The following is a 21,604-nucleotide window of genomic DNA, read 5'->3' as shown; positions in this document are numbered from 1 at the left end:
TTCCGCAACACCCCGCAGAAGACATTTCCCATGGCTGACGAGACCGCCCCGCCCCGCATCGAAATCCTGCTCGTCGGCATGAACGGCGACCTGCGCGGCAAGCAGATTCCGCTCGAGGCTGAAAAGAAGGTCTGGGACGGTACGGTGCGCCTGCCCTCCTCCACCCAGTCGCTGGATATCTGGGGCGATGACAACGACGACATTACTGGCCTGTCGCTATCGGTCGGTGATCCGGACGGGATCTGCCTTCCCGACCGACGTAGCCTTGCGCCGATGCCATGGGCGCCGGAAGGGTCGAAGCAGGTTCTCTCGACCATGCACGAATTCGATGGCACGCCTTCCTTCATGGATCCCCGCGCCATCCTCGCAGCCCTTCTCAAGCGCTTCGACGAACGCGGCCTGACGCCGGTCGTGGCGACCGAGCTCGAATTCTACGTGATCGAGGACGATTGGCGCGAGACCGGCAGGCCACGCCCGCCGGCCAGCCTCATGTATCGCGGCGAGCCGAACGGCTTCCAGCTCTACGACATGAGGGCCCTCGATGCGCTCGACGACTATCTGCAGACGGTGCGGGCCTGGGCGAAACTCCAAGACCTGCCGGCCGATGCGACGACCGCGGAATTCGGCCCCGGCCAGTTCGAGATCAATCTCCTGCACCGCGCCGATGCACTGGCGGCCGCCGACGACTGCATCTACCTGAAGCGCATCGCCGAACAGGCGGCCAGGAAACATGGTCTCAAATCCACCTGCATGGCAAAACCCTATGCGGAGCATGCGGGCTCCGGCCTGCATGTGCATGCGAGCATCGTCGACCGGGACGGCAACAATGTGCTGGATGCCAGGGGTGGCGATCCGCTGCGGCTGAAATCTGTCTGCGCTGGAATGTTGAAGACGATGCGCGATGCACAGCTGATCTTCGCGCCGTTTGCCAATTCCTACCGCCGCTTCCAGCCAGGTTCGTTCGCGCCGGTCGATATCGACTGGGGCTACGGTCATCGAGGGACTGCGGTGCGCATTCCGGATGTCCAAGGGCCTGCCGCTCGCATTGAACACCGCGTCGCCGGCGCCGACGTCAATCCGTACCTGCTGCTCACCGCCATCCTCGGCGGCATGCTTTTAGGATTGGACGAAACGCTCGATCCGGGCCCTGCAACCGAACCGGGCAAGGAGCCGCCGATCGGTGCAAACAAGCTGACGCACGACTTCCTGACGGCGGTCGAGGAGTTTTCCGCCTCGCCCTTCATCGCCGACGTGTTTGGCGCGCGATATCAGAAGCTTTACGGCGACACGAAGCGCAAGGAGGCGATCACCTACCTGCGCACGATCTCGGATTTCGACTATCAGACCTACCTGACGCGGATTTAGGGCTTCATCCATGCTGCGTAGAGAATATCCTTCACGTCAACAAACATAAATACATCGCCTGGCTTGAAGCCGAATGCATCACTCCAGGCGGTGGCGTATGAACCGAGTTCCATGCCGAGTTCACGTAAAGCCGTCTCGTCGCCGGTCGTGGCAGCGTTGATCTCTTCCTCCTTCATCGCGTTCATGAGGTCGCTATAGGTGCTGTTCCCCTCGCTGTCGGGAATGAAGACGATGATGCCGCTCTTGTCCTCGAACTTCACCGAAAGCTCGATCTCGTCTTCGGTGAAACGCTCGCGGTTCTTGACGATCATCTGGGGAAGCACGATTGCGAAGAGGTTTTCGCGCGAAATAGCACCGTCATGGGCCTCCTGCTGCTGTTTCACCAGCTGCATGAATTCCCATCCCCTTTCGGAGATCACCTGCTTCAGCGTCTGCTTGACGGTCAGGTCGGTGACCTTGAATTGATCCGAGTCGATAAATTCCATCGCCTCGGCGGCCAGTTCCATGAATGCGACGCTGATCGCAAAGGCGGCCTTCAGCGTCTCTTCAGCGGGCTCTCCGGTAATACCGTTTGCCACCTTGACGAGATCGGCTTTCTTTTCCTTGTCTTCGTCAGTTTCGGCAGGCTGGGCGCTCGCCTGCTGAAGGATCAGCAGAGCCGCAGGTTGAACAGCGGAGATGGAAGTCATGCCGGCCCTCGCCCGCGACGCACCACCCTTGATGGGTATTGCCGCGATTTGTCGGGCGCTTCATGGCCAGACCAACCAATGATTCTATCAATGGTTGAAAATCTAATGCTCCCCACTTAACGAGATATGAACAAGCGGATGCAAGAGGTTGTATTGCAGGCCCTGAACTCGCCCAAATGCCGCTGCCATCCTGTTCCTGCGATTGATTGACCAGCGCATTGACCGCACACGATCGATGTTTAAGCGAATGTTTCAACCTATCTTAAATTCATGGAGGCTAAGGAAGCTTGATATTTGAAGTCTTGCGGCAAAATCGATGCATATTGTTATCGCCAAGTCACTCTTTGCCGGACTTTTGTCCCTGCTCGCATCTCTGGCTCTATCGTTTGCCTTCGTTCCGATGCTGGGCGGGGAAGTCGCCGGTGCCGGCCTGGTGATGACCATCGTTTGCCCGCTTGCTATCTCCATTCCCGCCTCGGCCGTGCTTTTCAGCCAGACAGAACGCGTTCGACGTGCGGAAGCCGTGGCCTCTGACGCACTCGCGAAACTGGCCGCCGCCTACGAGGAACTTCACTGGCAGTCCCGCCGGGACGGACTGACCGGGCTGTTGAACCGCAGCGCCTTCATGGAGGAACTGCAGACCTTCAGCGGGGAGGGTCTAACCGGAGCGCTTATTTTCCTGGATCTCGACCACTTCAAATCGATCAACGATCGCTACGGTCATGCGACCGGTGACGAGGTCCTTCGCCGCACCGGGCAGATACTCGCCACGTATGACGGGCAATTCACCATAGCGGGCCGCCTCGGGGGCGAAGAGTTCGCTCTCTTTCAAGGTGGCCTGACCGTCGACGAGATGTTGAGGTGGTGCGAGGATATCCGTGAACTCATCGAAGGCCTGGATGTGCGCTCCGCCTCACGATCGCGTGTGCCGGTATCGGCCAGCATCGGAGCCATCCACTGCGCTTCGGGCTTCGATCCTCATGAATGCCTCAGAGCTGCCGACGTAAACCTGTACGAGGCAAAATCGCTCGGGCGAAATCGGGTGGTTTCATCCATCTGAAGCGTCGGCAGAACGGTTCGGTACCGCAGCGAGCCCGCTCAGATGCCGCTGCCGTCCCGTTCCTGCGTCACGCGTTCCTGCGGTTGGTTGACCAGCACGGTCAGCTCGCCAGCATGGATCTTCAGGAGCACGTCGCGGTCCATGGGCAGCAATTCCCCGTCGATGACGCAACGGATATCGTGGCGCTCGCGCGGAAAATGCAGTTCCAGTTCGGTCACCGTCATCGCGGTGACAGAAGCGCTTTCCTTCAGCCGGCCGCGCATGATGTCGAACGTCAGCCGCGCCACGCCCGCCGGGGTCAGCGGATCGGCGACATAGAAGCCGAGATGGCCGCCGGTCAGGCTGTCGGCGAACATCAGCGGGTCGCGGCCGAATTCGTTGTTGGAGACGGAAATCGCCGAGACTTTGCGATGTCCGGTCTTGCCCTCCGCATTGAACTCCACCTCGAATTCCGGCGGATTGAACATGACGCCGATCGCCGCCCGCGTGCTCGCGCGGATCTTGCCGAGCCGTGAGGCGAAAGTCATCGAATTGCGGTAGCGCACCATGCGCGCATGCATGCCGGCAGAAAACTGGTGCACGAAGCTCTTGCCGTTGGCGCTGGCGATGTCGATGTTTTCCGGCGTGCCGTCGGCCAGCGCATCCAGCACCTGCCAGATATCGAGCGGCAGTCTCAGCGAGCGGGCGAAAAGGTTCATCGTGCCGGCCGGCACGACGCCGAGCGCGATGCCGCTCTTCCAGGCGATGCCGGCGGCCGCGGAGATGGTCCCGTCCCCGCCACCGGCGATCAGCCCTTCGACGCCGGTCGTCGAGGCCGCCTTTTCCATGGTCGCGACCACGTCCTTGCCGGACACTACATGGCATTCGATCTCGTGACCGGCCGCCTTGAACGTCTCGGCTGCTCGAGCACAATAGGCGTCCATATCGGTTGTTCGGAAGGTACCGCCATCGCGGTTGAAGACGGCAAAAAGGTTCATTTGATCTCGCTTGCAGAGGAGCGGATTTGGCGCGGGACAACGGCCCATCAGAGAAATGGTTGCGACCCGGAGCTTTATCAACAAGCCCGCCGTCGCTTCAGGAAAAAACTCACAATCCCGTGAGGGCGCGCCTGAATAAATGGCGGATACTACCGCAACGCACAATGCCATGTTAGCCTGAAGTTCGGTCGTTTCGATGACCCACTCACCTCCAGAGCGGGTGGATGCCTCCCACATCCTACCCGCGTCTTTTTTCCAGCAGATTCAATATTATGACCGATACTGCCGCCGATTTTCAATCCGCACGGGACCGTTCGGAAGCCCAGGATTTTGATGGTGTACCCGCTCTTTCGCGGCTCGCCGTCATCCTGATCGAGATCGCATTGGCGGTCGGAGGCTTCGGCATCGGCACCGGCGAATTCGCCATCATGGGCCTGCTGCCGGATGTCGCCTCCACCTATCAGGTCAGCATTCCGATGGCGGGCTACGTGATCAGCGCCTATGCTCTGGGCGTTGTCATCGGTGCGCCGATCATCGCGGTCGCCGCTGCCCGGATGACGCGGCGGTCGCTGTTGCTGATCCTCATGACTGTGTTCGCGCTCGGCAACATCTCGAGCGCAATGGCGCCGGATTTCTGGAGCTTTACCGCGCTGCGATTCATCACCGGCCTGCCGCATGGTGCCTATTTCGGCGTCGCGGCTCTCGTGGCTGCCTCGATGGTGCCACCCAACAAACGTGCCCGCGCCGTCGGCCGGGTGATGCTCGGCCTCACCGTCGCGACCCTCGTCGGCACGCCGATCGCCACCTTCATGGGACAAATGCTCAACTGGCGCGCCGCCTTCTTCCTGGTCGGCGGCATCGGCGTCGTGACGGTGGCACTGCTCTGGTATTTTCAGCCGCGCGACGCGGTGCATGAGGGCGCCAGCATCTGGCGCGAACTCAGCGCCTTCGGCCGCGCGCAGGTATGGCTGACGCTCGGCATCGCGGCGGTCGGGTTCGGCGGCATGTTCTCGGTGTTCAGCTACATCGCCTCAACCACGACGGTGACGGCCGGGATGTCGGTCAGCATGGTGGCGATCGTGCTGACGCTGTTCGGTATCGGCATGAATGTCGGCAATATCGTCGGTTCGCGGCTGGCCGACCTGTCGCTCAAGGGCACGATCGGCGGCGTGATGCTGTTCAACATCGTCGTCATGGGCGCCTTCGGCCTGTGGGCGCAATATCCCGTAGTGCTCTGCCTCTGCGTCTTCCTGATCGGCTGCGGGTTTGCTGCTGGCCCTGCACTGCAGACGCGGCTGATGGATGTGGCCGCCGACGCGCAAACGCTTGCCGCCGCCTCCAACCATTCGGCCTTCAACATCGCCAATGCCCTCGGCGCCTGGCTCGGCGGGCTGGTGATCGCCTGGGGCTGGGGGTTTGCCGCCACCGGTTATGTTGGGGCGGTGCTGTCGCTGCTAGGCTTCGGGGTGTTCGCTGTATCTGCGGCGCTCGACCGGAAGACTGCGGCGGCCTGAGAGCAAGTCTCCACCTCACCCCGCCTCCGCTGTCGCTCAGCGGACCTCTCCCCGAGGGGAGAGGATGATCGATAGGTCGCGGCCACATTCCCTATTCTCCCCAGCGGGGAGAAGGTGGCCCGAAGGGTCGGATGAGGGGGTGGCTTGCGCTGCCGTCTCCCGTTAGAGTCCGCATGAACACGCAGCGCTTCGATGACTAAGCCGCTTTCGACGCAGCCTCTTCCTCCGGCATGACCATATACTTTTTTCCGCCTTCGCAGATGACGTGTTCCTTGCCCCAGAGGCGGAGGGCGGCGATGACCGGTTCCAGGCTGCGGCCGATCGGCGTCAGCGCATAATCGACGCGCGGCGGCACGACTGGAAATACGGTGCGCGACAGCAGACCCGCCTCTTCCAGTTCCCGCAGCTGCTTGGTCAGCATGCGCTGGGTGACCGCCGGAATGCGGCGGCGCAGTTCGTTGAAGCGCAGCGTGCCGTCTTCCAGAAAATGATGAAGGATGACGCCCTTCCATTTTCCGTCGAGGAAACTCAAGGTCGATTCCACCGGGCAGCCAGGGAAATTGTCGGTCAGCTTGGCACGGGGTTTCGACATGGTCAGCGTCCTTTCACGGTATACTTTTCGGTACTATAGACCAAAAATGTGCATTCTTGCGCTCCTTGAACATAGGCACCATCTAGTCTCCGGACAACAGGACACACACCAAGGAGACGTTCCATGCGCGCCGTCGGCTTCAATACTCCCCAGCCCATCACCGCCGAAACCTCGCTGATCGACATCGAGCTGCCCATGCCGGAGGCGGCGGGCCGCGACCTGCTCGTCGAGATCAAGGCGGTCTCGGTCAATCCGGTCGACACCAAGGTGCGCCGCTCGGCCGCGGTCGAACCCGGCCAGCACCGGATCCTCGGTTATGACGCTGCCGGCGTGGTGAAGGCGGTCGGCCCGGGCGTCAAACTCTTCAAGCCAGGCGACGAGGTCTATTATGCCGGCGTGATCAATCGGCCGGGCACCAATGCTGAATATCATCTGGTCGACGAGCGCATCGTCGGTTTCAAGCCGAAGACCCTGAACTTCGAGGAGGCTGCCGCCCTGCCGCTGACGGCGATTACCGCCTATGAGACACTGTTCCACCGCATGAAGGTGCAGGACAAGGTGGCGGGTGCCTGGAACGCGGTGCTGATTATCGGCGGCGCCGGCGGGGTCGGCTCGATCGCCATCCAGCTCCTGCGCGAACTCTCCGACGTGACGGTGATCGGCACCGGATCGCGGCCGGAGACGCAAGGGTGGATCAAGGAACTCGGCGCCCACCATGTGCTCGACCATTCGAAGCCTATGGGGCCGCAGCTTGCCCAGATGGCGATCGGCGCACCCGCCTTCGTCTTCTCTACGACCCATACGGAAAACCACCTCAAGGACATCCTGGAGCTGATCGCCCCGCAGGGCCGGCTGGCGCTGATCGACGATCCGAAGGAACCGATGGACCTGCGCGCCTTCAAGAGCAAGGCGCTGTCGGTGCATTGGGAAATGATGTTCGCCCGTGCCGTCTTCCAGACCGCGGACATGATCGAGCAGCACAAGCTCTTGAACCACGTCGCCGAACTGGTCGATGTCAAAAAGATCCGCACGACGCTTGCCGAAACGCTGGGGCCGATCAACGCCAACAACCTGAAGAAGGCGCATGCGATGGTCGAAAGCAACCGCACCAAGGGCAAGCTGGTGCTTTCGGGCTTCTGACGAGGCCCTGTAAAAAACAAAGAAAGCCCGCCGTGGCTGAAACAGCGGGCTTTCTTAGCGGCCTGGCGGTGGATCAGGCCTGGATGACGACGACCTTGGCGCCGACATTGACGCGGCTGTAGAGATCGACGACGTCATGGTTCATCATGCGGATGCAGCCGCTCGACATGGCAAGCCCGATCGATTGCGGCTGGTTAGTGCCGTGGATGCGGAAATGCGTGTCGTTGCCGCCGCGATAGAGATACATGGCGCGGGCGCCGAGCGGATTGTTCGGGCCGCCCGGCATGCCGCCTGCGAGCTTCCGGTATCGCTCCTCGCGGCGCTGCATGTTTGCGGTGGGCGTCCAGGTCGGCCATTCGGCCTTGCGGCCGACATAGGCATTGCCGGCGAGCGCCAGTCCGGCCCGGCCGACACCGACGCCATACCGGATCGCGCGGCCGTTGCCGAGAATATAATAGGCGCGGCGGGCCGGCGTATCGACGACCACAGTGCCGGCGGCATACGGGCTGACATAGGCGACTTCGGTGCGGCGCAGCTCCGGCTTGATGTTTTCGACCGGCACGGTCTTCAGCGGAAACTGTTCGTTCGGCAGCGCTGCGTAATTCGTCTGATCGTTGATGGTGGAAGCGCAACCGGCAAGCAGAAGCGGCAGACCCGCAAGAAAGCCGCGACGGGAAATCGACATGAATGTGTCCTTGGTGCGTCGAGAGAATGACGCTGACCTTAAGAATATTATGGTTAATGAAGTGCTAAACGGGCGATTGCCCCAGTCATCACGAACGCGTCAGAAGTAGACGGCGACCCGGTACGCGCGCATTGAATTTCGCATCAATTGATGCTATTTTTGATGACAAGGAGATCCGGCTATGCGTACGACCATAACCATTGATGACGAACTGCTTGAAAAGGCTCGCAAATACACGGGAGTTGCTGAAACTCCAACCTTGATCCGGCTGGCTCTAGAAGGGCTCGTCCAGCGGGAAGCAGCAAGGCGCCTAGCCCAACTTGGAGGAAGCGCACCCGACCTTGTGGCTCCTCCCCGGCGGCGCTTTGATCCGGTGGAGCCGGAATGATTCTCGTCGACAGCTCAATCTGGGTGGATCATTTTCGGGCCGGCGACGCACATCTGCAGGCATTGCTGGATGGGGAAGAGGTTATCATTCATTCGTTCGTTATCGGCGAACTGTCTTTGGGACATATCCCCCGGTACGACGACGTCATGGTTATGTTGGGAGATTTGCCGAATATAGTCAAAGCGGACGACAACGAAGTAAGGCACATGATCCGCAGCAAGACACTCTTCGGAACAGGAATCGGCTATGTGGACGCACACCTGCTTGCGTCCGTGTTTCTTTCGGCTGGTCACACACTATGGACGCGCGACAAGAAACTCCACAAGATGGCGCATTCGCTTGGCATTGCTATGCCAAGCCATCTGCACTGAAACTCACATATTCGGATAGACCGGCCCTTCGCCGCCCTGCGGGGGGACCCAGTTGATGTTCTGGTTGGGGTCCTTGATGTCGCAGGTCTTGCAGTGGACGCAGTTCTGGGCGTTGATCACGTAGACTTGGCTGCCGTCCTTCTCCACCCACTCGTAGACGCCGGCCGGACAGTAGCGTGTCGAGGGACCGCCATAGACTTCCAGCTCGGAGCGCTTCTGCAGGTCCATGTCCCTCACCTGCAGATGGACCGGCTGGTCTTCCTCATGGTTGGTGTTCGACAGGAACACCGATGACAGGCGGTCGAAGGTCAGCACACCGTCCGGCTTCGGGTAGTCGATCTTCTTGTGCCGGGCTGCCGGTTCGAGGCTCTGCGCGTCGGTCTTGCCGTGTCTCAGCGTGCCGAAGAAGGAGAAACCGAACAGCGTGTTGGTCCACATGTCGAGACCGCCGAGCGCGACGCCCAAGCCGGTGCCGAGCTTCGACCAGAGCGGCTTGACATTGCGCACCCGTTTAAGGTCCGTGCCGATCGGCGTCGAGCGCCATTCGGTCTCGATCTCGATCACCTCGTCATTGGCGCGGCCGGCATCGATTGCCTTGGCGATATTGTCGGCGGCCAGAATGCCGGACAGGACCGCGTTGTGGCTGCCCTTGATGCGCGGCACATTGACGAGGCCGGCGGAACAGCCAATCAGCGCGCCGCCCGGGAAGGTCAGTTTCGGCACCGACTGGTACCCGCCCTCGGTGATGGCGCGGGCGCCGTAGGAGAGGCGCTTCGCGCCTTCGAACGTTCCACGGATCGCCTGGTGGGTCTTGAAGCGCTGGAACTCCTCGAACGGGTAGAGATACGGGTTCTTGTAGTTCAGGTGCACCACGAAGCCGACGGCGACGAGATTGTCCTCCAGGTGATAAAGGAAGGAACCACCGCCGGTAGACAAGCCGAGCGGCCAACCGAACGAGTGCTGCACCAGGCCCGGCCGGTGGTGTTCCGGCTTCACCTGCCAGAGTTCCTTGAGGCCGATGCCGTATTTCTGGGGCTCGCGATCCTTCTGCAGGTCGAACCGCAGGATCAACTGCTTGGCGAGCGATCCGCGCACACCCTCGCCGATCAGCGTGTACTTGCCGTGCAGTTCCATGCCGCGGGTAAAGGCCGGGCCGGGCTCGCCGTTGCGCTCGACGCCCATGTCGCCGGTCGCCACGCCCTTGACCGCGCCGTTCTCGTCATAGAGCACTTCGGTGGCGGCAAAGCCCGGATAGATCTCGACGCCCAGCGCTTCGGCCTTTTCGGCCAGCCAGCGACAGACAAGCCCAAGCGATACGATATAGTTGCCGTGATTGTTCATCAGCGGCGGCATCATGAAGTTCGGAAGCCGGATCGAGCCTGCCGGGCCTAAAAACAGAAAATGGTCGGCGGTGACCGGCTGCTTGAACGGATGACCGTCCTCCTCGCGCCAGCCGGGCAGCAGCGCATCGATGCCCGACGGATCGACGACCGCGCCGGACAGGATATGGGCGCCGACTTCCGAACCCTTTTCGAGCACCACGACGGTCAGGTCCGGATTGACCTGCTTCAGGCGGATCGCAGCCGAAAGTCCCGCAGGACCCGCGCCGACGATCACCACGTCGAATTCCATGCTCTCGCGTTCTGGCAGTTCTTGCTCGCTCATATCCAACTCCGCTCGCCGGCCCCTTCCGGCTTTATTCAGGCAACCTGTTTGACAAAACCGCCCCGGCTTGTCGAGGCGGGAAAACGTCCTCCGCCTTGTCATTCGCGCAAATGGCGTTTCGGTTTTCTCATATTACGTTTACGTACACGTCAGTTATAGGTACCGAACCGCAGAAAGCAAGATCGGCCTTTCGCAGCCTTCTGCCGCTGCTATAAAGGCCCGACAACCGATCACAGGAATTGGGGAAGGAATAGAATCATGGATCTCGGTCTCAACGGCAAACGCGCTCTCGTGCTCGCCTCGTCCCGCGGGCTTGGCCTCGGTATCGCCAAGGCGCTTGCGAGCGAAGGCGCCCACGTTCTCCTCGTCGGCCGCTCCGGCGAGCGGCTGGCGGACAATTGCAAGGCAATCAATGCCGAAGGCAAGGGTAAGGCGGACTGGGTCTGGGGCGACCTTTCCGAGGAGAATTTCGTCGAGGCGATGAAGGCCGCGGTCAAGGAGAAGCTCGGCGGAATCGACATCCTGGTCAACAATACCGGCGGCCCGACGCCGGGCACGACAGAAGACATGACCGCCGACAAGCTCGACACCTTCTTCCAGTCCATGGTGCTGCGCGTCATCACCCTCACCAACGCCCTCCTGCCGCAGATGAAGGAACAGGGTTTCGGCCGCATCCTGACCGTCGCCTCCTCCGGCGTCTTCGAGCCGATCGCCAATCTGGCGCTTTCCAACACGCTGCGCTCGGCGCTGGTCGGCTGGAACAAGACGATCGCGACCGAAGTGGCAGGTTTCGGCATTACCTGCAACATGCTGCTTCCCGGCCGCATTCACACCGACCGCATCGACGAACTCGACGGCGCCAATGCCAAGCGCACCGGCAAGTCGGTGGAGGAAATCCGCTCTGCCTCGCTGAAGACCATTCCCGCCGGCCGGCTCGGCAAGGTCGAGGAATTCGCGGCCGCCGGTGCGTTCCTCTGCTCGGTCCCGGCAAGCTATGTCACCGGCACGATGCTCCGGGTCGACGGCGGCGCGTCGCGATCGATCTGAGGTTTGCGAAAGAGGGTTAAATCCAGGTCGTTAAACATTAAATCGAATTGGGGTGCCGCTGTTGGCGGTATCTCAATTCGCCTGAGCTAAGAGGCAAGCCGGCCCCCAAAATTAAAGGATCGCCGGCATGATCGAAAGTGTTTCGGGGGCGACCGAGGCTACCCCGCCCAGTGCACCCCCAGCCGTGCCTCACGCCACGGCGCCTTCCGCTGCCTCCTCGGCAGCCTCGATCTCGGCAACACTTGCGGCCGGGCAGGTCGCGACCTATGCCGGCACCTGGGAAGCAGCAACCCGGCACGCGGCCGAGACCTCGGCGATCTCCGGCCGATCGGGAAACATGCATGCGCGAAGCCTCGAGGCCGTGGACGATGTCGTGGTCCGCAATCTTCTCGACAGCCTGTCGCCTTCGAGCCGGATCGCCGGCAGTTTCTTCCTGGCCGACGGCGAAGAACCGGCACCGCGGTCGCTGATCGCCACCTATTACGAAGACGTCTGACCGGAGACATTTCCGGACGACCCGACATCACGCAAACGCGTCTCGCGGGAGCACCCGCCCACGCCTATGATCTCCAGACCCTGCCCTCGGAGATTCTTCCATGAAATTCACTCGACTTGCGCTTTCGGTCATCGGCGTCCTGATGGTGGTGATCGGCCTCATCTGGATCGGCCAGGGCACCGGCGCCTTCCCCTATCCTGCCAGCAGTTTCATGATCAACCAGACTCCTTGGATCATCAGGGGCGCCGGCGTCGCGATCATCGGCCTTGCCGTCATCTGGGGCGCCCGGCGGTTCCTGCGCTAGTCCGGTTGGGCGCGCTTCTCCTGCGCAGCCAAAAGGCGAAGAAGATTAACTCCAGTTCATCTAAGCCCTTCATTACAAACCTTTAATCCGCTTTCACCGGTTCGTGAGCCGGCCGGTAAAAAACTTGTCTTTTTTGCGCCGCAATAGGGGCGGTTCGATGGGCCGATACCATCGAGCACAACCACAGGCGAGCGGTCACCCATGAAGAAGATCTGGATTTTTGCCGGCATTCTTGTCGTTGCCGGCGTTGCGGGCTGGGAGTTCCGCGATCGGCTTCCCTTTCTTTCATCCCTCAGCCAGCAGGCCTCGGCCGTACCCGGCGAAGGCCAGCCGCAGGGCGCGCGCCGGCGCGGCGCAGGCGGTCCACCGCCAGCGGTCAGGACCGTCGCCGCCACCCGCACCGCCCTGCCGATGGACGTCACCGCCTCGGGCGCGGCCAATGCGGACGAGAATACCACGATCGCCGCCCAGCAACCGGGTATCGTGGTCAGCATCGCGGCAACCGACGGCACATTCGTCAAGACGGGCGACCTGATCGCCAAGCTCGACGACCGCACGGCCAAGGCCGCGCTCGATAAGGACAAGGCGCTGCTCGCCCGCGACCAGGCGACGCTCACCCAGGCCCAGACGGCGTTTGCCCGCGCCAACGACCTGCTGCGCGGCAATGCCGGCACCCAGCAGACCGTCGACCAGGCGAAGGCAGCGCAGGACACCGCTGCCGCCACCGTGCAGAGCGACAACGCGGCGATCGCCGCCGACCAGATCGACCTCGACCATACCGATATCCGCGCGCCCTTCGACGGCAGGCTCGGCGATATCGACATCAGCACCGGCGCCTATCTCAGCGCCGGCTCGGCGGTGGTGACGATCGCCAAATACGATCCGATCTACGTGAAATTCCACCTTCCCGAAGCCTATCTCGGCCAGCTCAAGCAGGGTTCAACGGCGAAGGCGGTAGCGGTCGATGCCGTACCGCAGGGCGGCGGCACTTCGGCCAAGGGAACCTTGAGCTTCTTCGACAACTCGGTCGATCCGGCTTCCGGCACGATCCTTGCCAAGGCGCGATTCGACAATCCGTCCGGAATGCTGTGGCCGGGGCAATCGCTGAATGTCACCGTGCATTTTGAGAGCGACGACAAGGACATCGTGGTGCCGACGGTGGCGGTCAATCCGGGCGTCAACAGCCCGTTCGTCTACGCGATTGGCGACGACAGTAAGGTGCACGTGACGCCGGTGAAGGTGGCGCGCTCCAACGGTCCCGACACGGCGATTGCCAGTGGGTTGACCGAAGGCGCGCATGTGGTGGTCGAAGGCCAGGTGCAGCTCGTCGATGGCGCCACCGTCGTCGAGCAGTTCGGCAACGGCCAGAAGACGACTGACGCCAAGGGCAATGACCAGCCAGTCGAAGTGGGGGCAGCGCAATGATCCCGCAATTCTGCATCCGCCGCCCGGTCGCCACCACGCTGCTTGCCATCGGCGCCGTGCTCGCCGGCCTTGCCGGCTATCAGCTGCTGCCGGTCGCCGCCCTGCCGCAGGTCGACTTCCCGACCATCAACGTCTCCGCGCAGCTGACCGGCGCCTCGCCACAGACGATGGCGACGGCGGTCTCGACGCCGCTGATCAAGCAATTCGAGACGATCCCCGGGATCAGCGAGATCAGCGCCACCAACTCGCTCGGCAATACCTCGATCGTGCTGCAGTTCGATCTCAACCGCGATATCGACGCGGCGGCGGCCGACGTGCAGGCGGCGATCTCGCATGCGACCCGGCAGCTGCCGGACAACATGACGACGCCACCGAGCTACCGCAAGACCAACCCGGCCGACGCGCCGGTCCTGCTCCTGTCGATCCGCAGCGATACGATGCCGCGCAGCAAGATCGACGAGATCGCCGAGGACGTGCTCTCCCCCTCGCTCTCCACGCTTCCCGGCGTCGCGGAAGTATCGATCTTCGGCGCCCAGACCTATGCGGTGCGCGTCGAGGTCGACCCCAACAAGCTGCAGGCGCGCAATCTCGGCGTCGACAACGTCACCAATGCGATCTCCACCGCCAACAGCCAGGCGCCGGTCGGTTCGCTCGAGAACATCAGCCAGCGGCTGACCATCAATGCGGATACCCAGCGCACCAATGCCGACCAGTTTCGTTCGCTGGTGATCGCCAGTCCGAACGGCGCCCCCGTCCATCTCGGCGACGTCGCCAACGTTCAGGATAGCGTCGCCAATCTCGACGCGGGAAGCTGGTATGACGGCAACCAGTCGATCATCCTCGCCATCCAGCGCCAGCCCGATGCCAATACGGTCGATGTCGTCGATGCGGTGCGCGCAAAACTGCCCGGACTGTCGGCCGAGCTGCCGGCCGCCGTGTCGATCAACGTCATGAACGATTCTTCGACGGCGATCCGTGCCTCGATCTCGGACGTGCAGTTCACGCTGATGCTGACGATCGGCCTTGTCGTGCTGGTCATCTATCTCTTCCTCGGCCGGATCACCGCCACCCTCGTTCCGGGGCTTGCGGTGCCGCTGTCGCTGATCACCACGTTCGGCGCCATGTATGTGCTCGGCTACAGTATCGACAACATCTCGCTGCTCGGGCTGACGCTTGCGGTCGGACTGGTGGTGGACGATGCGATCGTCATGCTGGAAAACATCATGCGGCATGTCGAGGACGGCATGGCGCCGATGCAGGCGGCCCTGCAGGGAGCCGGCGAAGTCAGTTCGACGATCATTTCCATGTCGGTGTCGCTGATCGCCGTGTTCATCCCGATCCTGTTGATGGGCGGGGTGGTCGGGCGGCTGTTCAACGAATTCGGCATGGTGGTGGCGCTCGCCATCGTCGCCTCGGCGGTCGTCTCGCTGACGGTGACGCCGATGCTCGGATCGCGTCTATCCGGCGCCGAACATCACCCGGGCCTGATGGTGCGTATCTTCGACGCCGGCTTCAGCCGCACGCTCAACGGCTATGACCGGGCGGTCGGCTGGTGCCTGAGGAACCGGGCGGTCATCCTTCTCGTCTTCCTCGCCTCGGTCGGCGCCTCGGTCTATCTGTTCTGGACGTTGCCCACGAGCTTCTTTCCGCAGGAGGATATCGGCCGGCTGACGATCTCGACGCAGGCCCGCGAGGACATTTCCTATCCGGCGATGCGCGACCTGCAGGCGCAGGTTGCCGCCGCCGTGCAGAAGAACCCCGCGGTAAACCACGTCACCTCGATCGTCGGCAGCAACGGCCGCAGTTCGCTCAACAACGGCACGATCTGGGTGGAGCTGAAGGATCGCGACCAGCGTCCGCCGCTCGACCAGACGCTGCGCGAACTCCGGCAGGCGACATCCGGGTTCGCCGGCATGAAGACCTTCATCACGCCGCAGCAGAGCCTGCGCTTCGGCGGCCGCGCGACGGCCAGCCAATACCAGCTCGTCGTCCAGGCGCTGAATGCCTCGCAGACCACCGAATGGTCGGACAGGATCCAGACTGCGATGCGCGCCGACCGGGCACATTTCACCGATGTCACCTCCGACGCCCAGAACGAGGCGATCGAGGCCAATATCAAGGTGGATCCGGAAAAGGCAGCGTCCTTCGGCATTACCGACGACGAGTTGCGCAAGACGCTGCAGATGGCGTTCGGTGGTTATACGGCCGCCGAAATCCAGTCGACCGGCGACAGCTACGACGTGATCACCGAGTTCGACAATACCCAGCAGTGGAACGACCAGATGCTGCAGGGTGTCAGGGTGCTGTCCTCGAACGGCTCGCTGGTGCCGCTCTCGAATTTCGCGACGGTGGTGCGCCAGACCGCACCGGTCACCATCAACCAGACCGGCCAGCTGGTCTCGACGACCGTGTCGTTCAACCTGCCGGCCGGCGTCTCGCTCTCCGATGCGACGGCGGCGGTCGACCAGATCAAGGCGAACCTGCAGATGCCGAACGACGTGTTCACCTCCTATGGCGGCACGGCGCAGATCTTTCAGCAGAGCCAGGGCAATACGCCGATGCTGATTCTGGCTGCGGTGCTCACCATCTACGTGGTGCTCGGTGTGCTCTACGAGAGCTTCATCCACCCGCTGACCATCCTGTCGGGCCTGCCGGCAGCGGCCCTCGGAGCGTTGCTGGCGCTGAAACTGTTCGGTTTCGACCTTTCGATCATCGCGCTGATCGGGCTTTTGATGCTGATCGGCATTGTCAAGAAGAACGCGATCATGATGATCGACGTGGCGGTGGAGACGATGCGCTCGAAGGGGGAAACGGCGGCAGTCGCAATCCACGAGGCCTGCGTGCGGCGCTTCCGGCCGATCATGATGACGACCTTCTGCGCCTTGCTCGGGGCGCTGCCGATCGCCCTCGGCACCGGCGCCTCTTCCGAGCTTCGCCAACCGCTGGGCATCGCTGTCGTTGGCGGGCTGATCGTTTCCCAGGCGCTGACGCTGTTCATCACGCCGGTCATCTTCGTGGAGATGGATCGGTTTGGCCGCTTCCTCGGGAGGCTTTGGACGAGGAAGGACAAGGACCTGCACGAGGCGAACGACGACGTGCCGACGGCAATTGCGGCCGAGTGACGCCCTCTGCCCGCCGCCTGAACGGGCTGGCGGGCAGGCGTCAATGCAGGTAACCTTAATCGATAACCTGAACAACGGACTCCGTTTGCATTAGCCACCGCTAAAGCTTCTTATAAATCGTGCAGCGTAGTACTGCGTACGCGCTGCGGCGGTCGGGCTTGGGGGTCGCCCGGCCGCTTTCAGTTTCAGGCGAAGGACCTAGAATCGCTCCGCCAGTTTCGGCAAATCCTTGATCAGCGAATCCCGCACCACGAAGCTGATCGGCTCGTTCGGGTAGCGCTTGGTATCGACCAGCAGCCTTGCGAATATGACGCGCCGTTCGTCCTTCATAGCCCAGCCGACGAACCAGCCGAGCGGGCGGTCGTAATCCACCTTGCCGGCCTTGTCGCGCAGCCAGCCGGAACCGGTCTTGCCCTGGATGTCCCAGCCGTCGCCGGCCTCGAAATGCGGCACGATCGCCAGCGTCATGTCGACCGCATGTTCGGAGATCGGCAGGCCGCCATTGAGGAAACGGCGCAGGAACTGGACCTGCTGGTCGGCCGAAATCTTCAGGGACGACATCAGCCAGGATTCGGTCAGGCCGTCGGTATTGCCCGGACCGCCGGCGATGTCGCGGTTGCCGTAGCCAAAGCGCTGGATGTAGTCCGCAAACTTGGGCTTGCCGAGCTTGCGGGCAATTTCCTGCGAATACCAGACGATCGACTCCTTTTCCCAGATCAGCGGATCGACATCCTTCTTCACCCGCTCCGGCCCCTTGAACTTCGCCTGGTATTTCCAGCGCGGGTTCTGGGCGTCGGTCAGGATGCCAGCGTCGTAGCCCATCATGGCCAAAGGCAGTTTGAAGGTCGACTGGGGATAAAAGCCCTGATCACAGGTGCCCTGGCGGTAAAGCGCATCGCCGCTCGCCTCGTCGATGATGACGGTGCAGCGGATCGGATCTGCGGCACCGGCGGAGGTGCAATCGAGAAAAGTCGCGGTAATTCCGAGGGAAAATGCAAGAAGAAAAGAATTTCTGAAAGCCATCGCGGTGCTCCAAATGGGGTGACACGGCTTTTCTAGGTCGGCTTGTAAGCCCTAATCAAACGATGATATCTGCGGTCAGGCATGAATCAAATTAGGGCATGGCCATGGTTCGACCATATTTGCCGCTGAACGCGCTGCGGGCCTTCGAGGCGGCCGCGCGGCATCTCTCCTTCACCCGCGCGTCGATCGAGCTCTGCGTCACCCAGGCCGCCGTCAGCCATCAGGTAAAGCTGCTCGAACAGCGGCTCGGCGTGACGCTGTTCCGCCGCCTGCCGCGCGGGCTGATGATCACCGAGGAAGGGTTGGCGCTGCTACCGGCGCTGCAGGACAGTTTCGACCGCATGGCCGCCATGCTGGAGCGCTTCGAAGACGGGCATGTGCGCGAGGTACTGAAGCTCGGTGCGGTCGGCACGCTGGCGGTCGGCTGGCTGCTGCCGCGGCTTTCCGACTTCCGGGAAAAATACCCGTTCATCGATCTGAGGCTTTCCACCAACAACAACCGCGTCGACATCGCCGCCGAGGGCCTCGACTACACGATCAAGTTCGGCAACGGCGCCTGGCACGATATCGAGGCGGAACCGCTGTTCGAGGCGCCGCTGTCCGTTCTCTGCATTCCGCCGATCGCAAGGCAGATCAAGACCCCGGAGGACGTCGCGCACCAGGTGCTGCTGCGCTCCTACCGCGCCGACGAATGGCCGGCCTGGTTCGAGGCGGCGCATGTCGCCCCGCCGCAGATCCGCGGGCTGGTGTTCGACAGTTCCGTGCTGATGGTCGAAGCGGCGATGCAAGGGGGCGGCGTGGCGCTCGCCCCTCCCCTGATGTTCTCCCGCCAGCTTGCGGCCGGCATGATCGAACAGCCATTTCCAATCTATATTTCCAAGGGCAGCTACTGGCTGACCCGGCTCAAATCCCGCACCGTGACGCCGGCCATGGAAATGTTCAGGAACTGGCTTGCGCAGCAGGCGGCGGAGACGCGCCGGCAGCTGGAAATCTAGGGTCTTCGGGGTTGCCATCCCGGCCGCCTTGTGCGATCACCCGCCCTCTCAAAAATTCCGGGGCGCCAGAAGCGCCCTTTTCGCATTCGGAACCTGCCGGCGCATTGCCGGGGGCTTCGGTTCAATGATCTTCGATGGGTAAAAGGAGCACGGCGATGGCACGGGCGCTCGGGCTTGATTTCGGCACGACCAATACGGTTCTGGCACTGGCGGATGGCGGCAGCGCCACGCATTCGATGCGTTTTTCCAGCAGCGCCGGCGAGAGCGATTCGATGCGCACCGCGCTCTCCTTCATGAAGGATCCGGTGATGGGGGCGCAGGCGCTGAAGGTCGAGGCCGGACAGGCGGCGATCCGCCAGTTCATCGACAATCCCGGCGACTGTCGCTTCCTGCAGTCGATCAAGACGTTTGCGGCCAGCGCTCTGTTCCAGGGCACGCTGGTCTTTGCCCGCCGGCACGTCTTCGAGGACCTGATGGAGATCTTCCTGAAGCGCCTGAAGATCTACGCCGACGACAACTGGCCGACCGACGTGTCGCGGGTGATCGCCGGACGGCCGGTGCATTTCGCCGGCGCCAATCCGGATCCGAAGCTGGCGACCGAGCGCTACAACGAGGCGCTGACGCGGCTCGGTTTTCCGGAAATCCACTATGTCTACGAACCGGTCGCCGCCGCCTATTACTTTGCCCAGACGCTGAAGAGCGACGCCACCGTTCTCGTCGCCGATTTCGGCGGCGGCACGACCGACTATTCGCTGATCCGCTTCGAAACCAAGGCCGGCAAGCTGACCGCCACCCCAATCGGCCATTCAGGCGTCGGCGTCGCGGGCGACCATTTCGATTACCGGATGATCGACAACCTGGTGTCCCCGGAAATCGGCAAGGGCAGCAAGTTCAAGAGTTTCGACAAGGTGCTGGACGTGCCGGCCGGCTATTACGTCAATTTCGGCCGCTGGAACCAGTTGTCGATCTTCAAGACCAGCCGCGAATTCACCGACCTGAAATCGCTTGTGCGCTCGGCGCTGGAGCCGGAAAAGCTCGAACTGTTCGTCGATCTCGTCGACCATGACGAAGGTTACCCGCTCTACCAGGCGATTTCGGCGACCAAGATGGCGCTGTCGGGAGCCGAGGAAGCGGAATTCAACTTCGCGCCGCTTGGGCGTGCCGGCCGGAAAATGGTGAAGCGCACCGATTTCGAAGGCTGGATCGCCGAGGACCTCGGCCGCATCGAAGGTGCGCTCGACGAGGTGCTGCAAAAGACCGGCACCGCGCCTTCCGAGATCGACAAGGTGTTCCTGACCGGCGGCACCTCCTTCGTGCCGGCGGTGCGGCGGATTTTCACCCAGCGATTCGATGCCGGCAAGATCGAGACCGGCGGCGAACTGCTGTCGATCGCCCACGGATTGGCATTGATCGGCGAGAGCGACAATGTCGCGCAATGGGCGGCTTGAGGGCGTTTTCTCCGTTGCATGCCACTATCTGCGGAGTTCCGCGCGTGGGCGACGGCCGTGCGCCCAGCCGATCTCCCCCCATGAGGGGGAGATGCCCGGCAGGGCAGAGGGGGATGCCGCGGCACACTCTTCTGCCACTGCATTTGCCGAACCGTCGCTACCCCCCTCTGTCACCTTCGGTGACATCTCCCCCTCAAGTGGGGAGATTAACGGGAGACTGCCGCTCCGCCGCCGTCCACATGCCAACGCCCGTTCGAGCCCAAAACCGGTTCCCTCTCGCACGCGACATGCTGTAGTGTGAATCAGATGAACCTCGCCAAAGACATGGACGCCTCCGAGCTCGCCGCCCTTCTGCATTTCTATGCGGATGCGGGCGTGGAGTGGCTTGTCGAGGATGAGCCGGTGGACCGGCTCGCGCAATTTGCGGCCCAGAAGGCGGCGCAGGCCGATGCCAGGGCGCCCGCGTCTGCCCGGCAGCAGCAGCCGACGAACTATGAGCAGGCGCCGACCTCCCAGGCAGCCGCGGCAACGCCGAAACGCACAGCCCCGACGGCCCGCGCGTCAGCACCTCCACCCGCCTCCGCGCCCGTATCGGTACCGGACGAACAGGCGGTCGCCTCGGCACGGTTTGCGGCCGAAAGCGCCCGTTCGCTCGACGAACTGAAGACGGCGCTCGAGGCCTTCAACGGCTGCAACCTGAAGAACGGCGCGCGCAACACGGTATTTGCGAGCGGCAATCCCGCTTCCGGCATCATGGTGATCGGCCCGATGCCGAATGCGGACGACGACCGCGACGGCATTCCCTTTTCCGGACGCCAGGGACAGTTGCTCGACCGCATGCTCGGCGCGATCGGGCTTTCCCGCGACGGCGTTCTGCTCACCAACGTCATCCCCTGGCGGCCTCCGGGCAACCGCATGCCGTCGCAGGCGGAGATGGATATCTGCCGGCCGTTCCTGGAGCGTCAGGTGGCGCTCGCCGAGCCGAAACTCCTGCTGCTGCTCGGCAATTTCCCGGCCCGTTTCTTCTTCGGCGGCAATGGGACGATCCATTCGATGCGTGGCGAATGGCGGGACATTGGTTTCGGCGGCGTGACGCTTTCGGCGATCGCCACCCTGCATCCGCAGGAACTGCTCGCGGCCCCTGCCAACAAGGCGCTCGCTTGGCAGGACCTTTTGATGTTCAAAATGCGTTTGTCGGCGCAGTGATTGCCCGCATTTCAGGCAAATTGAACCCTAATTTCAGTAAAGTTACGGAAATATGAAAAATGCCATGCAACCGGCGCATGGCAGTGCAGCGT

At 62.4% G+C, this 21,604-nt stretch carries 20 protein-coding genes; 14 read left to right on the top strand and 6 right to left on the bottom strand.

Features of this window, described 5'->3' with window-relative positions:
- Nucleotides 1-30: 30 nt before the first annotated feature.
- Nucleotides 31-1,365, top strand: coding sequence for a glutamine synthetase family protein (locus C5J24_RS22570; RefSeq protein WP_105421156.1), 1,335 nt, complete (start codon nt 31-33; stop codon nt 1,363-1,365).
- On the opposite strand, the gene C5J24_RS22565 is transcribed toward C5J24_RS22570, so the two are convergent.
- A complete protein-coding gene (locus tag C5J24_RS22565) occupies nt 1,362-2,054 on the bottom strand; it encodes a hypothetical protein (RefSeq protein ID WP_105421154.1) in 693 nt (230 codons plus the stop codon). The two genes, C5J24_RS22570 and C5J24_RS22565, sit on opposite strands and share 4 nt — an antisense overlap.
- 316 nt (nt 2,055-2,370) lie before the next feature.
- On the opposite strand from C5J24_RS22565, the gene C5J24_RS22560 reads away from it, so the two are divergent.
- Nucleotides 2,371-3,114: a GGDEF domain-containing protein gene (locus C5J24_RS22560; protein ID WP_105421152.1), complete on the top strand. Its 744-nt coding sequence runs from the start codon at nt 2,371-2,373 to the stop codon at nt 3,112-3,114.
- 38 nt (nt 3,115-3,152) lie between these two features.
- Here the strand turns inward: C5J24_RS22560 and C5J24_RS22555 are convergent, their stop codons facing one another.
- Nucleotides 3,153-4,091: a diacylglycerol kinase family protein gene (locus C5J24_RS22555; RefSeq protein ID WP_105421150.1), complete on the bottom strand. Its 939-nt coding sequence runs from the start codon at nt 4,089-4,091 to the stop codon at nt 3,153-3,155.
- Nucleotides 4,092-4,363: 272 nt separating this feature from the next.
- On the opposite strand from C5J24_RS22555, the gene C5J24_RS22550 reads away from it, so the two are divergent.
- The gene (locus C5J24_RS22550) at nt 4,364-5,605 is read left to right on the top strand and encodes an MFS transporter (RefSeq protein ID WP_105421148.1); all 1,242 of its coding nucleotides are present in this window, start codon (nt 4,364-4,366) and stop codon (nt 5,603-5,605) included.
- A 196-nt stretch (nt 5,606-5,801) separates the two neighbouring features.
- Here C5J24_RS22550 and C5J24_RS22545 read toward each other — a convergent pair whose 3' ends face one another.
- Nucleotides 5,802-6,197, bottom strand: a complete 396-nt coding sequence (locus tag C5J24_RS22545) for a helix-turn-helix domain-containing protein (protein WP_105421146.1) — start codon at nt 6,195-6,197, stop codon at nt 5,802-5,804.
- Nucleotides 6,198-6,320: 123 nt separating this feature from the next.
- Between C5J24_RS22545 and C5J24_RS22540 the strand changes: the two genes are divergently transcribed.
- Nucleotides 6,321-7,337, top strand: coding sequence for a zinc-binding alcohol dehydrogenase family protein (locus tag C5J24_RS22540; protein WP_105421144.1), 1,017 nt, complete (start codon nt 6,321-6,323; stop codon nt 7,335-7,337).
- Nucleotides 7,338-7,410: 73 nt separating this feature from the next.
- Here the strand turns inward: C5J24_RS22540 and C5J24_RS22535 are convergent, their stop codons facing one another.
- Nucleotides 7,411-8,022: a L,D-transpeptidase gene (locus C5J24_RS22535; protein ID WP_105421142.1), complete on the bottom strand. Its 612-nt coding sequence runs from the start codon at nt 8,020-8,022 to the stop codon at nt 7,411-7,413.
- Nucleotides 8,023-8,203: 181 nt separating this feature from the next.
- On the opposite strand from C5J24_RS22535, the gene C5J24_RS22530 reads away from it, so the two are divergent.
- Both C5J24_RS22530 and C5J24_RS22525 read left to right on the top strand, forming a co-directional pair.
- The gene (locus tag C5J24_RS22530; RefSeq protein ID WP_105421140.1) at nt 8,204-8,410 is read left to right on the top strand and encodes a type II toxin-antitoxin system VapB family antitoxin; all 207 of its coding nucleotides are present in this window, start codon (nt 8,204-8,206) and stop codon (nt 8,408-8,410) included.
- Nucleotides 8,407-8,781: a type II toxin-antitoxin system VapC family toxin gene (locus C5J24_RS22525; RefSeq protein WP_105421138.1), complete on the top strand. Its 375-nt coding sequence runs from the start codon at nt 8,407-8,409 to the stop codon at nt 8,779-8,781. Before C5J24_RS22530 ends, C5J24_RS22525 begins: the two co-directional genes overlap by 4 nt.
- Nucleotides 8,782-8,784: 3 nt before the next feature.
- On the opposite strand, the gene C5J24_RS22520 is transcribed toward C5J24_RS22525, so the two are convergent.
- Complete coding sequence (locus C5J24_RS22520) at nt 8,785-10,446, bottom strand: electron transfer flavoprotein-ubiquinone oxidoreductase (protein WP_105421136.1); 1,662 nt, start codon at nt 10,444-10,446, stop codon at nt 8,785-8,787.
- Between the two features lie 258 nt (nt 10,447-10,704).
- Between C5J24_RS22520 and C5J24_RS22515 the strand changes: the two genes are divergently transcribed.
- From C5J24_RS22515 to C5J24_RS22495, 5 genes are all read left to right on the top strand, one after another.
- The gene (locus C5J24_RS22515; protein WP_105421134.1) at nt 10,705-11,493 is read left to right on the top strand and encodes an SDR family oxidoreductase; all 789 of its coding nucleotides are present in this window, start codon (nt 10,705-10,707) and stop codon (nt 11,491-11,493) included.
- Nucleotides 11,494-11,620: 127 nt separating this feature from the next.
- Nucleotides 11,621-11,989: a hypothetical protein gene (locus tag C5J24_RS22510; RefSeq protein ID WP_172724102.1), complete on the top strand. Its 369-nt coding sequence runs from the start codon at nt 11,621-11,623 to the stop codon at nt 11,987-11,989.
- 100 nt (nt 11,990-12,089) lie between these two features.
- Entirely contained in the window at nt 12,090-12,293 is a 204-nt protein-coding gene (locus C5J24_RS22505) for a hypothetical protein (protein WP_046637548.1), read from the top strand.
- 201 nt (nt 12,294-12,494) lie between these two features.
- Complete coding sequence (locus C5J24_RS22500) at nt 12,495-13,718, top strand: efflux RND transporter periplasmic adaptor subunit (RefSeq protein WP_105421129.1); 1,224 nt, start codon at nt 12,495-12,497, stop codon at nt 13,716-13,718.
- Nucleotides 13,715-16,840, top strand: coding sequence for an efflux RND transporter permease subunit (locus C5J24_RS22495; RefSeq protein ID WP_105421127.1), 3,126 nt, complete (start codon nt 13,715-13,717; stop codon nt 16,838-16,840). Before C5J24_RS22500 ends, C5J24_RS22495 begins: the two co-directional genes overlap by 4 nt.
- Before the next feature lie 198 nt (nt 16,841-17,038).
- Here C5J24_RS22495 and blaOXA read toward each other — a convergent pair whose 3' ends face one another.
- Nucleotides 17,039-17,863 carry a class D beta-lactamase gene (gene blaOXA / locus C5J24_RS22490; RefSeq protein WP_105421125.1) on the bottom strand — a complete coding sequence of 275 codons (825 nt, stop codon included), beginning with the start codon at nt 17,861-17,863 and terminating at the stop codon, nt 17,039-17,041.
- 104 nt (nt 17,864-17,967) lie between these two features.
- On the opposite strand from blaOXA, the gene C5J24_RS22485 reads away from it, so the two are divergent.
- The 3 genes from C5J24_RS22485 to C5J24_RS22475 all read left to right on the top strand — a co-directional run bounded on the left by C5J24_RS22485 (nt 17,968) and on the right by C5J24_RS22475 (nt 21,512).
- Nucleotides 17,968-18,858 carry a LysR family transcriptional regulator gene (locus C5J24_RS22485; protein WP_105421433.1) on the top strand — a complete coding sequence of 297 codons (891 nt, stop codon included), beginning with the start codon at nt 17,968-17,970 and terminating at the stop codon, nt 18,856-18,858.
- A gap of 155 nt (nt 18,859-19,013) precedes the next feature.
- Complete coding sequence (locus tag C5J24_RS22480) at nt 19,014-20,306, top strand: Hsp70 family protein (RefSeq protein ID WP_105421123.1); 1,293 nt, start codon at nt 19,014-19,016, stop codon at nt 20,304-20,306.
- Nucleotides 20,307-20,612: 306 nt separating this feature from the next.
- On the top strand, nt 20,613-21,512 hold the full coding sequence (locus tag C5J24_RS22475) for a uracil-DNA glycosylase family protein (protein ID WP_105402999.1): 900 nt from the start codon (nt 20,613-20,615) through the stop codon (nt 21,510-21,512).
- Nucleotides 21,513-21,604: the final 92 nt, after the last annotated feature.

The sequence above is a fragment of the Neorhizobium sp. T25_27 genome, from assembly GCF_002968565.1.
Lineage (GTDB): Bacteria > Pseudomonadota > Alphaproteobacteria > Rhizobiales > Rhizobiaceae > Neorhizobium > Neorhizobium tomejilense.
The sequence above is the reverse complement of the archived record's forward strand: the minus strand, read 5'-3'. Positions and strand labels throughout refer to the sequence as shown.

Bases quoted from the DNA above. Each gene is read 5' to 3' on its own strand.
- C5J24_RS22570 (WP_105421156.1), top strand. From the start codon at position 31: ATGGCTGACGAGACCGCCCCGCCCCGCATCGAAATCCTGCTCGTCGGC.
- C5J24_RS22565 (WP_105421154.1), bottom strand. From the start codon at position 2,054: ATGACTTCCATCTCCGCTGTTCAACCTGCGGCTCTGCTGATCCTTCAG.
- C5J24_RS22560 (WP_105421152.1), top strand. From the start codon at position 2,371: ATGCATATTGTTATCGCCAAGTCACTCTTTGCCGGACTTTTGTCCCTG.
- C5J24_RS22555 (WP_105421150.1), bottom strand. From the start codon at position 4,091: ATGAACCTTTTTGCCGTCTTCAACCGCGATGGCGGTACCTTCCGAACA.
- C5J24_RS22550 (WP_105421148.1), top strand. From the start codon at position 4,364: ATGACCGATACTGCCGCCGATTTTCAATCCGCACGGGACCGTTCGGAA.
- C5J24_RS22545 (WP_105421146.1), bottom strand. From the start codon at position 6,197: ATGTCGAAACCCCGTGCCAAGCTGACCGACAATTTCCCTGGCTGCCCG.
- C5J24_RS22540 (WP_105421144.1), top strand. From the start codon at position 6,321: ATGCGCGCCGTCGGCTTCAATACTCCCCAGCCCATCACCGCCGAAACC.
- C5J24_RS22535 (WP_105421142.1), bottom strand. From the start codon at position 8,022: ATGTCGATTTCCCGTCGCGGCTTTCTTGCGGGTCTGCCGCTTCTGCTT.
- C5J24_RS22530 (WP_105421140.1), top strand. From the start codon at position 8,204: ATGCGTACGACCATAACCATTGATGACGAACTGCTTGAAAAGGCTCGC.
- C5J24_RS22525 (WP_105421138.1), top strand. From the start codon at position 8,407: ATGATTCTCGTCGACAGCTCAATCTGGGTGGATCATTTTCGGGCCGGC.
- C5J24_RS22520 (WP_105421136.1), bottom strand. From the start codon at position 10,446: ATGAGCGAGCAAGAACTGCCAGAACGCGAGAGCATGGAATTCGACGTG.
- C5J24_RS22515 (WP_105421134.1), top strand. From the start codon at position 10,705: ATGGATCTCGGTCTCAACGGCAAACGCGCTCTCGTGCTCGCCTCGTCC.
- C5J24_RS22510 (WP_172724102.1), top strand. From the start codon at position 11,621: ATGATCGAAAGTGTTTCGGGGGCGACCGAGGCTACCCCGCCCAGTGCA.
- C5J24_RS22505 (WP_046637548.1), top strand. From the start codon at position 12,090: ATGAAATTCACTCGACTTGCGCTTTCGGTCATCGGCGTCCTGATGGTG.
- C5J24_RS22500 (WP_105421129.1), top strand. From the start codon at position 12,495: ATGAAGAAGATCTGGATTTTTGCCGGCATTCTTGTCGTTGCCGGCGTT.
- C5J24_RS22495 (WP_105421127.1), top strand. From the start codon at position 13,715: ATGATCCCGCAATTCTGCATCCGCCGCCCGGTCGCCACCACGCTGCTT.
- blaOXA (WP_105421125.1), bottom strand. From the start codon at position 17,863: ATGGCTTTCAGAAATTCTTTTCTTCTTGCATTTTCCCTCGGAATTACC.
- C5J24_RS22485 (WP_105421433.1), top strand. From the start codon at position 17,968: ATGGTTCGACCATATTTGCCGCTGAACGCGCTGCGGGCCTTCGAGGCG.
- C5J24_RS22480 (WP_105421123.1), top strand. From the start codon at position 19,014: ATGGCACGGGCGCTCGGGCTTGATTTCGGCACGACCAATACGGTTCTG.
- C5J24_RS22475 (WP_105402999.1), top strand. From the start codon at position 20,613: ATGAACCTCGCCAAAGACATGGACGCCTCCGAGCTCGCCGCCCTTCTG.